Raw genomic sequence first — 17,362 nt, forward strand, 5'->3', positions numbered from 1 at the left:
TTCGTCTTACAGTCCGCCCGTCGCCACCGGGCGTCCTGAGGGATCCTGGCGCCAGCCGTCGGTGCTTCCCGGTACGGCCGGGGTCGCCAGGTAGGCGGGATCTTCCACATAGTTGGTGGACCACCCTTCCCAGCCATCCGAGTAGTTGCGGATGTTGGTGTACCCCATCAGGTGCGCGTAGAGGTAGGCCAAGGCGGAGCGGTAGCCGCTGCCACAGTAAAAGATGGTTTCCTTGCTGAAGTCGATGCCGAGGTTGCTCCAGAGCGACTTCACCTCCTCGTAGCTTCTCAAGGTGGCGTCGGCGTCGACGTAGATCCCGGCAGAGTCGTCCGCGTTGTAGGCCCAGGTGGCACCTGGGATGCGGCCCTTGTTCACCACGTAGCCGTAGCCGCTGATCATGCCGGCAAATTCGCTGCCGGAGCGGACGTCGACCATCTTGGCGGTCGTGTTGTAGACCGACTCCACGTAGGGGGTGGTGGCGATAAGCGCGGGGTTGGTGGCGCCGGTGTAGGTGGTGGCCACGGGGTAATTGATGGTGGTCTCGGTCGGGTACCCCGCGGCCTGCCAACCTTGAATGCCGCCGTTCATGAAGCGGACGTCGGTGACGCCGGCGTACTTGAGGATCCACCAAAGGCGGGCCGCGAAGATGTTGGAATCGCTGTAGACCACGACGGTGGTGTCGGGGGTGATGCCCATGCTCCCCAGCGCGGCCTTCAGCTCGGCGTCCGGACGTAGGAACCAGCGCGGGAAGTCGTTCTCGTAGACGTCGGAATTGGAGTGAATGGCGCCAGGGATGTGCCCGAGGAGGTAGGAGTTGTCAGCCCAACCGGCGGTCATGTCTGAGAAGCTACCCCACTGGGTCTCGAAGATGACGTACTTGTGGTTGCGGTCATAGGAGTACTGCGGCGGAGCGGCCGAGGTGCTCCCCGGTTTGTGGTAGTCGATGAGCGCCTTGACCCAAGCGGGGTAGACCGCGTCGGCGTAATTCGTCGCCTTGTCCATCGGATAGGACGTGTTGTCAGCCCAGTCCCAGGCGGAGGCATCGTAGTTGGAGCATTTGCCGTAGCCCATCAAGCGAAGCAGGAAATAGGCGTAGCCGCTGCGGATACCTGCGGTGCAGTAGGCGGTGACTTCCTTGTCGGGCGTGATGCCGCGGGACTCCAGCATGGTTTTGAGCTGCTGGTAACGGACAGTGGACTTGTCGCTGTTGTAGTACCAGGCGTACGGAATATTTACCGCGCGCGGTATGTGGCCGCCGCGGGTTTCGCCGTAGAGCTGCCACCCGACGAACTCCTCGTCGGTACGGGTATCGATCACGGCAAAGTCGTTGTCATAGAGGCGGCTTGCGATCTTTGCGGAGGTCGCCTTGAGCGATCCCTGCACGCTGGGAGTGAAGGTCGCGGCAGGCTTGGTCACCGCTGCGCTCTGCGTCGGGCGAGCGTCGGCGGACCACTTGTCCCAGCCGCCGTCCAGTATGTGGACGTCCGTGCAGCCCAGGTACTCGAGCATCCAGAAGAGGCGCCCTGCCGCACCCCACGAGGCCGTAGTGTTGTCGTAGATGACGATCTTCTGCTGCCGCGTGATACCGGCGGCGCCGAGCTGTGAGGCGAGCGTGTCGGTGTCCTTAAGCCCCGCCCCCTTGGTCCAGAACGCGCTATGCTGCAGGTTGATGGCTCCGGGTAGATGTCCCGCCCCGTAGGCCGAAGCGCTACGCGCATCGATGATGAGGAGATCCGTTGCCTGCAGGCTTTGCTGCACCGAATCGGCCGAGACCAAAAGATCGGCATTGGGAAAGTCCGTTGCCGCAGCCGCGAGTCTCGCCTTGTTAGCGGTTTTGTCCGTTACGCTGCTGCCGCACCCGGCCAGCACCAGTGCACAGAGCATCAGCAGCAGCATCCCCTTCACTAAACATTTCATTACCTTCCTCCTCGGTTTTTCATCTCATAACCCGCAGTAACTGCGGATAACAAACCGGCAGCACTGCTTTTCGGGCGGCGTGAACCTACCAAGGAGATTTAATAAAGTCAAATTGGTATATTTAAAAAACAACTAGCTGGTTATCGCTTTTTTAAATACAGGTAAGGTTGGGGTAAACGAACCAGCTCTGGTGATGGTGACAGGTGGCCGAGCCGGCCCCGACCTGGGAGGGAAGATTTTCATGCCTTGTTAAGGAGCGGGGTGCATCGAGGAGTGGAGGAATGCAGGGAAGGCTAGTTCTAGTCCATATGGCAGCTTTGCCGTGAATGTCGGGATTGGATAGTGCAGTTGAGGGGCGTCAGTGATTATACACGGCCAGTACACTGACAATCGTCCCACCGGCTGAGCTTGCGACGACGTCGGAGGTGATGAGGAGCAAAAAGGTGAGGGGTCGGTCAGTAGGCGTAGCCGAGTCCCTCGGTGAAATAGAAGGTCGACCCGCTGCCGGGCTCGGATTCGGCCCAAACCTTGCCGCCGTGCATCTCGATCACCCGCTGCACGGTGGCCAACCCGATGCCGGTGCCGTCGAACTTGGCGGTGGCCTCCAGGCGCTCGAAAGGAAGGAATATCTTGTGGACATAAGCCATGTCGAAGCCCACACCGTTGTCCCGCACGTAATAGATGCTCTCGGCCCCCTTCCGGAAGTGGCCGAACTCTATCTTCGCCGCATCGATTCTGCTGGTGTATTTCCAGGCGTTGCCTAACAGGTTGTATAGCGCCAGCTTCGCCAGCGCGGGATCGAACTGCCCCCAGGTTCCCTCGGCTACCTCCGTCTCGACCTGCCGTCCCGGCTCCTGCGCCACCAACTCGTTGACGATCTCGCCGACGATGGCGCTGAGGTTGACGGTCTCCCTTGCCATCTCCCTGCGGGTCACCCTGGAGAGCAGCAGGAGCCCCTCGACCAGGTGCCCCATCCGGGAAGCGCTTGCGGCGATCCGTTCCAGGTAATTCCTTCCCTCCGGGTCCATCAGCTCGCCATACTCCTCCAGGACGATGGAGCTGAAACAGTTCATGCTCCTCAGGGGAGACCCGAGTTCATGGGCGACCGAATAGCAGAATGATTCCAGTTCCTTGTTGATGGCCATCAGTTTCACGGTCCGCTCCTGGACCCGCTGTTCCAACTCCTGGTTCAGCAGACTCAACGCGTCGTGGGCCTGCAACGCCTCCTGCCTTGACTCCTCCAGATCCTTTGCCTGTATGCGCAGTGCCTCGTCCGCGCGCAGGCGGCAGATCATGTCCGCGGTTTGCCTGGAGAGCAGATCGAGCCGGCGCAGCGTCGCCTCGTCGGGACGGTGGACCTTGTTGTAATGGGTGGAGAACATCCCCACCAGTTCGCCGGACCGACTGGTAAGGGGGGTTGACTGTACCGCCCGCACTCCCGCACGCTGCTGGATCTCCAGCGCCTCCTGGTCGAACAAGACTTCGCTATGCGCCACGTCTTCCACAATGACACGACGGCACATGGCGGTCGCCACCCCGGGAGTCCCCTTCCCCTTCCCCTGCCCCGCGTGGTCCCAGTAATCGATCCACCATCGCGGCAGGCCGCAGTGGGCAGCAACGGCCAGGTTGCCTGTCTCCGGATCGACGAGTTGGATGGTGCCGAAATCCGCTTCCGCGATGGCGATACCTGCCTGCAGCACTTCCTCCAGCACCGACTCAAGGTTGCCTTGGTGCACAAAGAGCGTACTGAGCTTCTGGAGCCGGGTCATGGTGTCGAGCTCGCAAGCCAGCTGGCGTTCCACCTCTTTACGCTGGGTGATGTCCTCGATGAGCGCCGCGGTCCAGCGGGGGGTGCCATCGCAATCGCGAATGAGCGACACGCTCTTGCGCACCCAGATCGATTCCCCCCCTTTGCGCAGGTATCGGTTCTCAAGCGAGAAGTCCGCCATCTCGCCCTCGATCATGCGTCGGGTCAGATCTACGTTCTTTTGCCGATCGTCGGGATGAATCAGGTTGGGCAGGCCGAGTTGCTGCAGCTCAGGAAGCGTGTACCCGGTCAGGGCGGTGAAGGCGGGATTGGCGTCGATGAAGCGTCCCTTGACGGTGGTCATAGCGAAGCCGATGGTGGCGTGGTTGAAGGCGGTGCGAATTTTTTCGTCCGCCCCGTTCAGAGCTAGGGCCAGGATGTCGTCGAAAGTCTCCCCGCTGCTTTGTGCGCTCTGCTCCGCCACAAGCAGGGCCACCAGGAAGTACAGCTCGCCCAGGTACAGCGAGAGCCGCCCCACCCAGCCGACCAGGCTGCCAACGCTGTGTTGAAGGAAAAAGCCGCCCATCCCCGCGGCGGTTAGCCCGAGCGCTCCGGCGTACCACAGCAGGAAAGGCCCCCGGTTGCGCAGGTAACACGCCAGAAAGACCGTGAACGAAAACAGGTTTAACACGATCGCCGCCCCCAGCACCACTTGCCGCACCGGGGTCGCCCCCGCTCCCTGGACGAAGAAGAGCGGCAGCACCCCCTTCATGCTGCCGAGCATGAGCAGGGCGATGAAAACCGTTACGGCACCGTAATAGAAAGCGAGCAGCGCGGTACGCCGCCGGGGTACACTCTGCGGATTGAGTCCGGCAGCGAGGATGAACGCCGCGACGGCCTGCAAAAGACCTCCCAGCAGTGCGGCGCAGTTATAAATGGTGACATTGAGATTGACGCCGTCGGGCCAGCCGCGCACGATACCGGCCAGGACGCCGCTGGCGCCCACCGCCAGCATGGCCGAACCCAGTAGCAGCATGTTGAGGCGTCCGGTCCTGTAGTAGTTACGGGCGGAGATGGCTGCCAGCAGGAAGCTGACGCCGCCGACAAAGAGGGTGTTGGTGATTAACAGGAGCCACGGGGGATCGTAGGAGAGCGAGGACTGCATGGTACCATGCAGAAAAAGCATTAGTCCTAGCAAAACCATGAAGGGGAGCAAAACGTAGCGATGTCGCAACTCAACTAGGGAAGTCAGCTTCATCTTGGCATCTCGCACGCTATTAGCAGCTGGTTAATTAATGGGGGCCAAACCTTATCATAATCACTCTCCCGTCTACAAGGTTTTTATAGATTGCCAGCGACCAAACAGTCAGGATCAGACCAGCACTCGGAACCTCGCGCCACCATTGGTGTTATTAGCGGTCAGCGAGCCTCCCATGTTCCTCTCGATGATCATCTTTGCCATGTACAGACCGATCCCGGTCGCCTGCGGCCCCTTGGTGGTGAAGTAGGGATCAAAGATCTTGTCACAGATTTCCTCCGGTATTCCTCCCGCGTTGTCCGAGAGGGTCACCTTGGAGCGTCCATCTTCCTCCCCCACCTCGATGCGAATGATCGGGTGCGCAATCTTTCTGGCGACGAAGACGTCCCTGGCGTTGATCAGTATGTTGAGCAGGACCTGGGAGTAGTCGCCGGGATACCCCTCGATCATCGGGTCGGCAGACGAGGAAACGGCTATGTCGATGCTGAGTTCGCGTAGGCTGGTATCGACCAGCGAGACCGTCTTTTGCACAGCTTCCAACACCCGGAAACGAACCTTCTCCTGCCCGGGGCTGAAGAAGTTCCTGAAATTGTCGATGGTGCGCGACATCTGGATGATGGCTTCCATCATCTTGCGCACCTTGTCGTCGAGGTACCCCTCATCGAGTTCGCCCATGCGATAGGTCATGGGGAGGTCCTGGGCCAGCAGGGCCAGCACGTTGAGCGGCTGGCGCCACTGGTGGGCGATGTTGCTGATCATCTCCCCCATGGCCGCCAGGCGCCCCTGCTGGATCAGCATCTGGTCCATCTGCCGCAACTGCTCGGCGGTGCGCAATCGCTCCGCGCTTTCCCGCTGCAATTCCCGATGGGCCCGGCACAACTCCTCGTGTTTTTCCTCCATCCGCTGCTCCGCCAAGGTCCGGGTGCGAATCTCGGAGCGGAGCTGGATCTCGGTCATCACCGAAGCCGCCAGATCCTCGATCACCGATACCTGCGCCGGGGTCCACTTCCTGGGCTTGCAATCGATGACGCAGAACGAGCCGAGGATGTAGCCGTCCACGGTGGCGAGGGGGATGCCCAGGTAGGCGATCACCTTCAGGTCGCTTATGGCCGGGTTGTCCTTGAAGAACGGGTGGACACGGGCGTCCTCGATGATCAGCGGCTGCTTCGCGATGCGGTTGTACTGGCAGAAGGAGTGGCTGAGTGGGGTTTCGCGCCGGGACAGCCAGGGTTCGGGGAGGCCAAGGCAGCTCTTGAAGAACTGCCGGTCGGAATCGATCAGGCTGACCAGGGAGACGGGGGCATCAGCGAACTGGGATGCGAGCCGGGTCAACCGGTCGAAGGCTTCCTCGGCGGGGGTGTCGAGCAGGGCCACGGCGCGCAGCGCCGCGAGTCGGGTGGGATCGGCCACATGGGTCGAGATGTCACTGAAATCGTAATTTGTCATTTGCTTCCCGTGATAGCGGCCAAACAGCACAGCTGGAAAAGTATCAAGATTTTTTGGTGTTTCAAGCAATCCCTTCCGCACGCCACGAGAAATGCCAGCGGCGACCATGTTGCCACCACCGGGCCCGCGCCGCATCGCAGATGAAATTTTCCTCTCAATTTTAGGGATTTACACCGTTCGCGGAAATCAAATATGATGTGGTGGTTTGCTGGATTAACCGCACCACTAGCGAGCAGGAACAGGCATGGCCAAGATCATTTCGTTGGAGAAGACACGGCAGGCGATCAAAAAGAGAAGGGAAGCGGAGGCACTTTTGCGCGGAACCGAGGATGACATCACCGCCATCCTCAACGACTACTCCCTCACCCCCGCCAACCGGCGCTGGAAGCTGGAGAACATGCTGATGGACGTCGACGAGCAGCTGGAGCAGTACCGCAAAGACCTCGAGGCCGCGGAGCGGAAGCTTAATGCGCTGGTGGCACGCGCCGAGGGTGAGATCGCCCGCGCCTATGGCGAATTTGAAAGCAAGGTAAGCGGCATGACCATGGCGGTCAGGAAGCTCACCGGCTCTCCGCACCCCGAGCCCATCACCGAATAACAATCGGCGCCCCTCCGGGACGCCGCCCCCTCCCTCGCCACCCACCGCAGGTTAAGGTTTCCAGAGGCGTGCGTTTGTGCTAGTTATGTAGACGCTCGCCAGACCGTTCCCTGCAAGGAGGTGGACCATGAAAATCCGTAAGAAGATCCTGGATTTCGAGTATGAGGAAGTTCTCGAGGTAAAGTACCGGGAACTGATCCGTGTCGCCTGCGCCGTGGCCGTCGGTTGTCCCGACTGACTTAAGAAGCACTTCGCGGTCGCGAAGGAAGCAGGCGCCACCGAAGCGGAACTGAACGAGGCCCTGGCCTACGGCATCATCGCGCCGTCAGGACGGGCCAAGAACTTCGTGCGCAGCCAGGAAGAGATTTTGAAGGAGCTGTAGGACTAACTGGGATTACAAGGATAAAAGGGGTGGAGCGGATCAGACGGGTGTTTCATCCGTTGTATCCCCTTCATCCCTGTTTCTTTTAGGGTTGCCATCTTGAGACGCCTCACTTTCAGAAAATCCACCAAACGGGTTTCCATCCGGCGCAACGTCGCGGCGCTGTCGATGCCGGTGCTCCTCTCCTCGCTGTTCCAACGCCTGGTGTCCATCGTGGACATCTTCATGGTGGGGGGGCTCGGAGCCGCCGCCATCGCAGCCACCGGCCTCGGACAGTTGCTCATCTTCGTCACCATGACGGTGTTCTGGGGCTTCTCCACGGGCGCCAACGTGGTCATCGCGCATCTCTGGGGTGCGGGACGCCGCCAGGAAGCCCGCAGGACCGCGTTTGCATCGCTCCTGTTCTGCGCCGTCCTTGCCGTAGCAGCCACCCTGCTCGGCATCGGCTTCGGAAGGAACATCGCCGTCTTCCTGGGGGCACAACCCGACGTACTTGCCTACGCCTCGGACTACATCCGCCTGGTCTTCCTCTACTTCGGCTTCACCGCCGGCCTCAATATCCTCTCCGCCATCATGCAGGGGACCGGCAACACCCGCACCCCGATGGAAGGGATCCTGCTGGTGAATGTCCTGCACGTCGCCATCGCCTACCCGCTGATCTACGGGCACCTTGGCTTCCCGCGCTACGGCGTCCTCGGAGCCGCCTACGCCATCAACCTCTCTGAGGCCGCCGGGTTCAGCTACCTGTTGATCCAGGCGCTCCGGAAGGGATACCTGAAGATCGGCCGTCCCGACCTGGTCCTGTTGAAGAAGGTGATCGGCATCGGCTACCCGGTGGCGCTGGAGCGCGTGGCCCAGCAGTCGGGGCAGCTGTTCTACTCCAAGTTCATAATCGGCTTTGGTACCGCCGCCTACGCCGCGCACCAGATCGGCCTCTCCATCGAGTCGCTCTCCTTCATGCCGGGCGCTGGGATGGGGATCGCGGCGGCGACCCTTATGGGGCAGTCTATCGGCGCCAGGAAACTCCGGCGCGCCCACATGAGCCACACCGAGGCGCTCCGGCTGGCCGTGCTAGTCATGGGTGTCATGGCTCTCCTCTTCTTCTTCCTGCCGCACCACCTGATCGCCCTATTCACCCACGACCCGGACGTCATCGAAAAGGGGACCGTCTTCCTGCGGCTGGTCGCCTTCGCCCAGGTGCCGCTGGCCCTCTCATTCGTCTATGCCGGGAGCCTGCGTGGCACTGGTGACACCCATTACGTGTTCCTGGTCACCCTGGTGTCCATGTGGGGCATCCGGGTGCTCCTCTCCTACATCGCCGCAGTCCCACTGCAGCTTTCACTGTACGCCGTCTGGAGCGTCTTCCTCCTCGACTGGTTCTTCCGGGCCGGCGCCTTCTGGTGGCGCTACCAGCGCCGCGACCTGCACCGGGTCATCATCTGACATGGAGCGTTCCTTCGTCCCGACCATCGACCAAGGGGAGATTCGGCAACGGCTGGCGCAGCTCCTGGTCCCCGGCTCTCTATTCGACGCCGCGCTGGAACGGCGCATCGAGCGGCTCTCCGCCGAGTTCGCGAGCTACGCCGGCAGCTATCCCCTCCCCCTGTGGGCACCAGGACTCGCCGTCACCAACGAGATGCGGGGGCTGACCGAGGCCCTCTTCCCCCTGGCCCGCCCACGCGCCTTGTTCGAGCTGATCCTGCGCCGGGGCTGCCGCTTCGATCCGCTTCTCCCCGGAAGCTACCTGCACAGTTCGGCGAGCTGGCTCGACCTGCTCCAGAAACTCGCCCCATGGCTCGGATGTGCCGACCCCGCTCCGACGCTGCGTCAACTGGCTGAGGACGGCGACGCGCGCGCAGCTTTCCTGTTCGCCCTGATGCTGCCCCAACACTTCGGCGGCGGCTTCGACCGCTATCGTGAGCAGTATCGGTGGCTTGCGGGCTGGCTTGGTGAGCAGGCGGGTTCTTTCCCGGCGGGGATGCGGGTGCTCGATGCCGCCTGCGGCAGCGGCGAGGGAACGTACCAGGCCGCACAACTTGTGGCGGAGGCGGGGCTTGGCGCGGGCAGTTCCGTGCACGGGTCTACGCTGGAACCGATCGAACTCTTCGCCGCCGCTCATCTCCACTTCCCACACGACCGGGAGCGGGAGCGCGATTACCGGGACCGGGTCCAGCCTGTGCTGGACAGCACGACTGGGCCTGCCCTGGAGTTCTACCTGGACCGGGTCGACGCCGCGCCGCTGCGGCAACCCTACCACCTGGTGCTCTGTAACGGGCTGCTGGGAGGGCCGCTACTGCACGAGCCGGCCGATCTTGCAGCCGCCTTTGCCGGCCTTGCCGCCCGGCTCGCCCCCGGCGGCCTGCTCCTCGCCGCTGACCGTTTCCACGCCGGTTGGCGGCTCCGGGTCCCGCGGGAGACGCTCATAGCCCAGATGCGAAGCCACGGCCTCGACCCGATAGAGGTCCCGGAGGGTGTAGGCGGGATAAAGGCAGCATAGGATCACCATCCAGGTCTCGTCTTATTTGAAGTTCCCCCTCGCCCTTCGGGGGAGGGGCTGGGGTGAGGGCGCAGCCACCGCCATCACCGCAGAACCAGCCGATAGTCCATTCCCTCACCCCGGCCCTCTCCCAGAAGGAGAGGGAGAATGGACAAGACGGTTATTGACAGTCTGCAAATAAAAAGGGGACGGTGCCGACAGGCCCGTCCCCTTTTGTCATTTCTGTTTTTCCTCAATCTTTATCTTTGTCTCAATCTCGCTCTTGCCTGCCGGCTTTTACGCCCTGAACAGCACCCCGCCCCAGGAAAGCCCGCCACCGAAGCCCATCATCAGCACCAGCTCCCCAGGCTTGATCACGCCGTTTCTCCGGTTTTCGTCTAGGGCAAGTCCCACCGAGCCGGCGGCCGTGTTGCCGTAACGGTCCAGGTTGAGCAGGAACTTCTCCTTGGGAATCCCCGTCTTCTTGGAGATGAAGTCGATGATGCGCACGTTGGCCTGGTGCGGGATGATGTGGTCGATCTCTTCCGGCTTGATGCCGCCACGCTCGGCGAGATCGGTGATGATGCGGGGGATGACGTCGGTGGCGAAGCTGAACACGCTCTTGCCTGCCATTCTGAAGGTGTTCTCCTTGGCCGCGATGCTCTCGGCACTGATCGGCTTCCGCGACCCCGAGGAGGGGACCTGGATCAGTTCCCAGCCGGTGCCATCGCTTTGCATCACGGAGTGCTGAATACCCTTCCCTGACAGCCCCGCCCCCAGGATCACCGCGCCGGCGCCGTCACCAAAAAGTGGTGCCGTGGTCTTGTCGTCCATGTCGAGGATCTTTGAATAGGTGTCGGCGCCGATCAGGAGCACCTTGCGGTACTTTCCGGAACGGATCAGGTTGTCCGCCAGCTCCACGCCATAGATGAAGCTGCTGCAGACCGCGTTCATGTCGAAGGCGAACGCCTTGGACGCGCCGATGTTCTTCTGCACCATGCAGGCAGTGGCGGGAAGGATCATGTCGGGGGTGGAGGTGGCGACGATGATGCAATCAATCTCGAGGGGGTCGATGTCGGCGTTTTCGAGGGCGAGGAGGGCGGCGTTGGTGGCGAGGTCGGAGGTCGCCTCCTCAGCTGCCGCGAAGCGTCTTTCCCTGATGCCGGTCCGGGAGTGGATCCACTGGTCCGCGTCATCCACCAGGTAGTCGAAGTGAGCATTGGGGACGACCCGCGCCGGAACGTAGCCGCCGGTCCCCAGAATTTCCGCACGTATCATGTAGAGAGCGCCTCCCTTGCTTCCCGCTTGGACGGCCGGGAAACGCTACCCTTATCTCACAATAAAATACTGTTTGTCAATTATCTCCTTTGAAAAATGCGGCATCAACCACTCCGTAGGCCCAAACGATCATGAATCCGCCCAAAAGCCATTTTACGTAAGGGGAATCCATTTGGATGGCCGCGAGCACCTGTTCCGGGGTCAGTCCCTGCGTGCCGGCCGCCATCAGTTTACCCGCGCTCCTGAGCCCGATGAACAGCCCGCCCAGCAGGAAAATGTTGTCGAGCAGGAGCATTATCCCTCCCTTGACACGGCTCCCCCGGTACAGTTGGCCCAGCCCGGGGAGCACCAGGGCGGAAAGTGCGATGCATTTGATCCTGTTCGACATCCATATCTCCTTATCTCGCCCGCCGCTGGGCGGGGGATTGATTAAATTGTGTTGTGCCGCGGGCCGAATTTTGCTAGTTATCATCGCTATGGACCATGCCGAACGCATCAAAAGGCGCGACGCCATCATCCCGCTTTTAAAGGACACGGACCCGGAGGTGCGCCTGGCCGCCTCGACGGCGCTGGAGGCCCTGGAGGCTGCAGAAAGCCTGGAGGAAGTCTTCGACCGCCTCAAGCGCGGCGACCGCGCCACCAAGGTGGCCGCCATCTACGCCCTGGGCCGGATCGGCGACGACAAGGTGCTGCCCATCCTCTACTACTGCGCGGGGAGACCCGAAGATGACATCCGCTGCGCGGCGGTCAAGGTACTGGGAGAACTGGCGCGTCCCGATGCACTCCCCACACTGCTGGAGAAGCTCCAGGATCCTGCCGTCACCGTACGGGCACTGGCCATAGAGGCGGTGTCGCGCTACCGCGACCCCTCGCTGGCAGCCAAGCTCGCCCCGTTTCTCGACGCCAACGACGGCATCCTCGACGCCGAAGCCGCCCTCGCCCTTGGTCGCATTGGCGGAAGCTCCCTCGCCGATGCCATGATCAAGCTTCTCTCCTCGCCCTTCGACAAGACCCGCGCCGCCGCTGCCACCGCGCTGGCACAGCTTCCCTGATCAGTTCAAACACCCGCATCCGTCAGTTCAAGGAAACCTTCCACTATGCTGCCGTCCAGCACGGTGCCGCGCGCCCTTCTGAGCGCCTCGACCGCTTCGTCCCGCTGCATCGGGCGCTGGTATGCCCTCAGGGTCGTGGTCGCATCGTAAAAGTCCGCCACCGCGACCACGGCGCACGGTATCCCGAGGCAGAGGGTGCGCGCCGACTCGGGGTAGCCGGTCCGGTCGAAGCGCACGTGGTGTGCAAGCACCGCCTCGACCACGCTGGCCGGCACACCTGCCATGCCGCGCACGAGCTCGGCGCCGTACTCCGGGTGCTTCTGCATCTCCAGAACCTCGTCACTGGATAGCTTTCCCGGCTTATCCAGGATGCAGAGATCGACCCTGGTCTTGCCGATGTCGTGGAGAAAGCCCGCCAGCCCGCAATGGGCCACCTGTTCGGCGTCATGTCCAAGCGACGCCGCCAGTGCCAGGGCCAGCAATCCGACGCTCACGCTGTGCCGGAAGGTATAGCCGTCATCTTCACGGTTTGGATCGAGTTGCAGCAGGGAAGCCGGATCCTTCAGGGTGCCCAGGGCCAGGGCACGCACCCGGTCCATGAGCGGCTCGGCCGGCGGAATCATCCCACTGCCGATTTCCTGAAAAACCTCCCTCAGCGCGTCGACGGCGTCGCGGCAAAGCGCGGACAACCGGTTCATTTCACTGGGCGAGAGTGACTTCGTTTTTTTGTTGTCGGCAATCGCCACCGGGCCTCCTGGTTCGGGCATACCGTTAAAAGGAAGCAGTGATTTTATCTTAGGCGGGGAAACGTTGTCAAACTGAATGGAGGGCGAGGCCCGAACGCGCGCCGGAGTTGACACTGTTAGCCAAAAAGCTTAGGATTGCGTAGCTTTTTACTCGCCGCCGGCGAGGCTTTGGGGGGGTATGGCAAAGGTAAAGGTGAAGACCGGGTACGTATGCTCCGACTGCGGCGCAACCTATCCCAAGTGGCAAGGGCACTGCAGCGCCTGCGACGCCTGGAGCACCATCAAGGAGGTGCGCCTGGGCGCCGAGCCCAGGGCCGGACGACGCGACGGTTTCGCCGGGGCCACCTCGGCGGTGACCCTGCTGGGCGAGGTGAGTTGTACCGAGGAAACCCGCTTTTCCAGCGGCAGTGAAGAGTTCGACCGGGTGCTGGGGGGAGGCTTCGTCCCCGGCTCCGTGATCCTGATCGGCGGCGACCCCGGTGCGGGCAAGAGCACCATACTGCTACAGACCATGTGTCATGCGGCGGCCAGCAAGGAGGTGCTCTACGTCTCCGGCGAGGAATCCCTGCAGCAGATCGCGGGGCGCGCCCGCCGACTGCAACTGCCGCTGGACCGGGTCAAGATGCTGGCCGAAAGTTCGGTGGAGCGGGTCCTGGAAGCGGCCGAGAACGAGCGCCCCGAGGTGGTGGTGATCGATTCGATCCAGGTGATGCAGTGCGCGGGGATCGACGCCGCGCCGGGCGGGGTATCCCAGGTACGCGAATCCGCCGCCGCCTTCACCTGCTTCGCCAAGACCTCCGGCGTGGTGCTGATCATGGTCGGCCACGTCACCAAGGACCAAGCGCTGGCCGGCCCCATGACCCTGTCGCACATGGTCGACACCCAGGTGATGCTCTCCTCCACCGAGGACGCCCGCTACCGCCTTATGCGCACCACCAAGAACCGCTTCGGTCCGGTCAACGAACTGGGCGTGTTCGCCATGACCGAGCGGGGGCTGCGCGAGGTGAAGAATCCCTCCGCCATCTTCCTGTCGCGTACCGAGACGGAGGCACCGGGAAGCCTGATCAGCGTGCTCTGGGAAGGGACCCGGCCGCTGCTGGTGGAGATCCAGTCGCTGGTGGTATCGGCCCAGTACGGCTCGCCGCGCCGGCTCGGCATCGGCCTGGACCAAAACCGCATCGCCATGATCCTCGCCGTGATCACCAAGCACGGCGGGCTGGTCCTCTCCGACCAGGACGTCTTCGTCAACGTGGTGGGCGGGATCCGGGTGCTGGAGACCAGCGCCGACCTCGCCGTGGCGCTGGCCATCGTATCCAGTTTCAGGAATACCGTGCTCCCCCAGGACCTGCTGGTATTCGGGGAGGTGGGGCTGTCCGGGGAGATTCGCCCGGTTTCCAATGGGGAGTCGAGGCTCAAGGAGGGCGTGAAGCATGGTTTCACCCGCGCCGTCGTCCCCAAGGGGAACGCCCCCAAGAAGGAGATTGCGGGCATGAAGGTGGTCGGCGTCACCTCCCTGGCCGAGGCGCTCGACGCCATTTAGAGCCGTTTTAGGAGCCTGGGCCACGGGCATTACGTTTTTGACCGTCTTTTCGTTAAGAGGAAAATTTTACTTTACTAATTTAGAAAAATCCTCTTTAATGTCGTATTGATTAGAAAGGGTAGGTGTCATGAATTCCGAAAAGCTCGAGTACTTCAGAGGTATCCTGCAGGAAGAGAAACGATCGCTCTTGGAAGAGGCCGGCCGGACCGTCATGGAAATGAACTCCGACACGACCAACTTCCCCGACCCGACCGACCGTGCCACCCAGGAATCGGACCGCACCTTCGAACTGCGCATCCGGGACCGCGAGCGCAAGCTGATCGTCAAGATCCAGGAAGCGCTCAACCGCATCGATCAAGGCACCTTCGGCATCTGCGAGGTGTGTGAAGAGGACATCAGCGAAGCGCGCTTAAAGGCCCGCCCGGTGACCACCCTCTGCATCGACTGCAAGATGGAGCAGGAAAAGAAAGAAAGGTTCCGCTAGATCTCCCATCCCACGAGTTTTCGTCCTTCGGAGTGCGCATGGCTGCCCGGAAGGGAAATAACCTCCTGGAGCAAGCGTTACGCGTTGCCCAGTCTTCCGGCCGCTCGCACCAGGGCCGGCTCCGCGGCCTGCTCCGCGCGGCTGCCCGCGTCCCCGGTATTGCCTCTGCCTCACTGTTTCTTCCCGATTCCACCGAACCCGCTCTCACTGAATGTTTCAGCTCGGTGCTCTCCGGAGCCAGCCGCGGCTGCCTGATCCCTTACGGGCAGGGGTGCGCCGGCCGTGCCGCCGCCGAATTGCGCGAGGTGTACGGCACCTCCGTCGACCTGCACCCGGAAGAGCGCGGCAGTGGCGAGTCCGGCCAGTTCGCAGCCATCCCTATCCTGGACGGCACCGGGCTCGCTGCCATCCTCTCGCTCGCCTGCCCCGACCCCGAACTCCCCACTGAAAGCCTGGCGTTTTGCCGGCAATTGGTCCCCGTCTTCTCGCTCACCCTGTCCGGCCTGGCGGCCGAACAGGAAGCTCACAAGGCGCGTCGCGACCTGGCGCTGGTCTCCGCGCTGGGCCGGTTGCTGGAGGCGCCCGCCCCGGCAGCTACATTGTTGCCGCAGGTGGTGAAGCTCTGCACCGGCTCGGGTGTCGCCGGCTGTGCCGTCGTCCGGCTGGCACCCAAGGGACGCATCCGGAACAGGGTGTACAAAGGGTGCCACAGTAGTGTGAGGCGAGAGTTGACCGCACTGCTGGAGTTCGAGCAGAGGCTCTCGGCGCGTGCCCTTGCCGCCGGCGCCACCCGTACCGACAAGCTCGCCCTGCCGGGAGCATGCCGCTATGCCCTGTGCACCCCGCTTATTTGCAACGGACAGACCTTGGGCGCGCTCACCCTCTTCGGCGGAGCCGACCTCGTGTCCACCGGGCAGGCCGAACTGGCCGAGACCGTGGCGCGCCTGGTCGCCGGTGCGCTCACCGAGGCCATCTGCGAGGAGCGGGTGGCCAGCTTCGATACGGAGAACGAGAAGAAGCTGAAGGAGTTGTCCCTCCTGTACCGGCTGAGCAACACCATGCTCTCCACCATTAAGCTGAACAAGCTGATCCACCTGACCCTGACCGCACTCACCTCCGGCCCCACCCCGTTCTTCGACCGGGCCATGCTGTTTCTGGCCAACGAGCGCTCGGGATCGCTGGTAGGGATGCTGGGGGTCACCGCCGAGAACGCCCCTCCCCTTTCCATGCCGCCCGGCGGAGGCGACGACCTCCTCTCCAGCCGCTGGGACATCACCGAAGCCGAGATGGCGGCCCAGCGGGAGTCCGAGTTCTCCCGGCAGGTCCAGGGCAAGAGGTTGGAACTGGACCCGACCCTGAACATCGCATCGCAGGCCGTGCTCGAGAGGCGGTTGATCTACATTCCTGAAGAGACCGGCATCGGCCCCGATGCCTCCGCTATCTCCCGCACCGCGCTGGCGGCGTCTCCGCTCATCGCCCACGGGCAGACGGTGGGGGTGGTGCTGGTGGACAACGCGCTCACCCTCTCCCCGATCACCCAGGAGCACCTGCGCTTCTTGCAGCTCTTCACCAACCAGGCAGGCATGGCGATCGAGAACTCGATGCTCTACAACAGGATTGAGGACGCACACCGCCAGTTGAGCGAGGCCCAGGAGAGCCTGCTCCAGAAGGAACGGCTGGCCGCCATAGGCGAGATGGCTGCCGGCATCGCCCACGAGTTGAAGGGGCCGTTGGTGTCCATCGGCGGTTTTGCCGGGCGCCTGGCACGCAAGCTGTCCCCCGAAAGTGACGAGTGGGCCAGCGCCGACCTGATCGTGCGTGAAGTGATACGCCTGGAAGGGATCCTTTCCGAGATCCTGCTCTTTTCCAAGAAGACCACCATCTGCTACACCCGCTGCAACATCGTGGACATCGTCAAGGAAAGCCTGACCATGACCGCACCCACGGCCGAGGAGAAGCAGATCGGGATCAACACCAAGTTTCCGCGTCAGCGCCAGGTTCTCCTGGGCGACTGCCAGCAACTGAAGCAGGTGTTTCTCAACATCATTCAGAATTCGCTCGAAGCCATGGCCCCCGGGGGGCAGCTCTCGATCCAGGTCCACCCCGGCGAACTGGACGGCAAGGACGCCATCTCCGTCAAGATCGTCGACACTGGTGGCGGCATCCCGCTCGAGCAGTTGAACAACATCTTCACCCCGTTCTTCACCACCAAGGTAAGCGGCACCGGCCTGGGCCTCCCCATCGCCAACCGGATCATCACCAACCACGGCGGCAAGATCCACGTCACCAACCACCCCGGCCTCGGCGCCGAGTTCCGCATCGTCCTGCCCAAGCACTGGTAAACCGGTTAACCGCAGCAGCCGAAGGTATCTCTACGGGTACTATGGCACCAAAAGGTTCGTACTTCCCACGATCGCCCCGATGTTTTATGCTGCCGG

14 protein-coding genes are annotated in these 17,362 nt (G+C 62.5%); 8 read left to right on the forward strand and 6 right to left on the reverse strand.

The genetic code is table 11. From position 1 onward, the window contains the following. Window positions 1–6 precede the first annotated feature (6 nt). From K7R21_RS14000 to K7R21_RS14010, 3 genes are all read right to left on the reverse strand, one after another. Window positions 7–1,917: a sulfurtransferase gene (locus tag K7R21_RS14000; RefSeq protein ID WP_224983911.1), complete on the reverse strand. Its 1,911-nt coding sequence runs from the start codon at window positions 1,915–1,917 to the stop codon at window positions 7–9. 455 nt (window positions 1,918–2,372) lie between these two features. Continuing rightward, window positions 2,373–4,850 carry a PAS domain S-box protein gene (locus K7R21_RS14005; RefSeq protein WP_224983912.1) on the reverse strand — a complete coding sequence of 826 codons (2,478 nt, stop codon included), beginning with the start codon at window positions 4,848–4,850 and terminating at the stop codon, window positions 2,373–2,375. 186 nt (window positions 4,851–5,036) lie between these two features. Next, window positions 5,037–6,368, reverse strand: a complete 1,332-nt coding sequence (locus K7R21_RS14010; RefSeq protein ID WP_224983913.1) for a GAF domain-containing sensor histidine kinase — start codon at window positions 6,366–6,368, stop codon at window positions 5,037–5,039. A 244-nt stretch (window positions 6,369–6,612) separates the two neighbouring features. Between K7R21_RS14010 and K7R21_RS14015 the strand changes: the two genes are divergently transcribed. The 4 genes from K7R21_RS14015 (at window position 6,613) to K7R21_RS14025 (ending at window position 9,845) form a co-directional block, all read left to right on the forward strand. Further along, on the forward strand, window positions 6,613–6,966 hold the full coding sequence (locus K7R21_RS14015) for a hypothetical protein (protein ID WP_224983914.1): 354 nt from the start codon (window positions 6,613–6,615) through the stop codon (window positions 6,964–6,966). A 127-nt stretch (window positions 6,967–7,093) separates the two neighbouring features. After that, window positions 7,094–7,348 carry a GSU3128 family (seleno)protein gene (locus K7R21_RS20720; protein WP_263630714.1) on the forward strand — a complete coding sequence of 85 codons (255 nt, stop codon included), beginning with the start codon at window positions 7,094–7,096 and terminating at the stop codon, window positions 7,346–7,348. A 99-nt stretch (window positions 7,349–7,447) separates the two neighbouring features. Further along, entirely contained in the window at window positions 7,448–8,791 is a 1,344-nt protein-coding gene (locus tag K7R21_RS14020) for an MATE family efflux transporter (protein ID WP_224983915.1), read from the forward strand. A 1-nt stretch (window position 8,792) separates the two neighbouring features. Continuing rightward, window positions 8,793–9,845 carry a chemotaxis protein CheR gene (locus tag K7R21_RS14025; protein WP_224983916.1) on the forward strand — a complete coding sequence of 351 codons (1,053 nt, stop codon included), beginning with the start codon at window positions 8,793–8,795 and terminating at the stop codon, window positions 9,843–9,845. Between the two features lie 276 nt (window positions 9,846–10,121). Here the strand turns inward: K7R21_RS14025 and K7R21_RS14030 are convergent, their stop codons facing one another. Next, window positions 10,122–11,102 (reverse strand): beta-ketoacyl-ACP synthase III, encoded by a 981-nt coding sequence (locus K7R21_RS14030; RefSeq protein WP_224983917.1) that lies wholly within the window; start codon window positions 11,100–11,102, stop codon window positions 10,122–10,124. Window positions 11,103–11,178: 76 nt separating this feature from the next. Further along, window positions 11,179–11,490, reverse strand: a complete 312-nt coding sequence (locus K7R21_RS14035) for a hypothetical protein (RefSeq protein WP_224983918.1) — start codon at window positions 11,488–11,490, stop codon at window positions 11,179–11,181. Between the two features lie 70 nt (window positions 11,491–11,560). Here K7R21_RS14035 and K7R21_RS14040 point away from each other — a divergent pair, with 70 nt between their 5' ends. Then, window positions 11,561–12,154, forward strand: coding sequence for a HEAT repeat domain-containing protein (locus K7R21_RS14040; protein ID WP_224983919.1), 594 nt, complete (start codon window positions 11,561–11,563; stop codon window positions 12,152–12,154). Between the two features lie 5 nt (window positions 12,155–12,159). Here the strand turns inward: K7R21_RS14040 and K7R21_RS14045 are convergent, their stop codons facing one another. Next, complete coding sequence (locus K7R21_RS14045) at window positions 12,160–12,900, reverse strand: HD-GYP domain-containing protein (RefSeq protein WP_224983920.1); 741 nt, start codon at window positions 12,898–12,900, stop codon at window positions 12,160–12,162. Between the two features lie 178 nt (window positions 12,901–13,078). Here K7R21_RS14045 and radA point away from each other — a divergent pair, with 178 nt between their 5' ends. The 3 genes from radA to K7R21_RS14060 all read left to right on the forward strand — a co-directional run bounded on the left by radA (window position 13,079) and on the right by K7R21_RS14060 (window position 17,266). Further along, entirely contained in the window at window positions 13,079–14,440 is a 1,362-nt protein-coding gene (gene radA / locus K7R21_RS14050) for a DNA repair protein RadA (protein ID WP_224983921.1), read from the forward strand. A 127-nt stretch (window positions 14,441–14,567) separates the two neighbouring features. Then, window positions 14,568–14,924: an RNA polymerase-binding protein DksA gene (gene dksA / locus K7R21_RS14055; RefSeq protein ID WP_183343984.1), complete on the forward strand. Its 357-nt coding sequence runs from the start codon at window positions 14,568–14,570 to the stop codon at window positions 14,922–14,924. A 38-nt stretch (window positions 14,925–14,962) separates the two neighbouring features. Next, window positions 14,963–17,266 carry a GAF domain-containing sensor histidine kinase gene (locus K7R21_RS14060; RefSeq protein WP_224983922.1) on the forward strand — a complete coding sequence of 768 codons (2,304 nt, stop codon included), beginning with the start codon at window positions 14,963–14,965 and terminating at the stop codon, window positions 17,264–17,266. The last annotated feature ends 96 nt before the right edge of the window (window positions 17,267–17,362 follow it).

Source organism: Geomonas agri (assembly GCF_020179605.1).
Taxonomy (GTDB): Bacteria; Desulfobacterota; Desulfuromonadia; order Geobacterales; family Geobacteraceae; genus Geomonas; species Geomonas agri.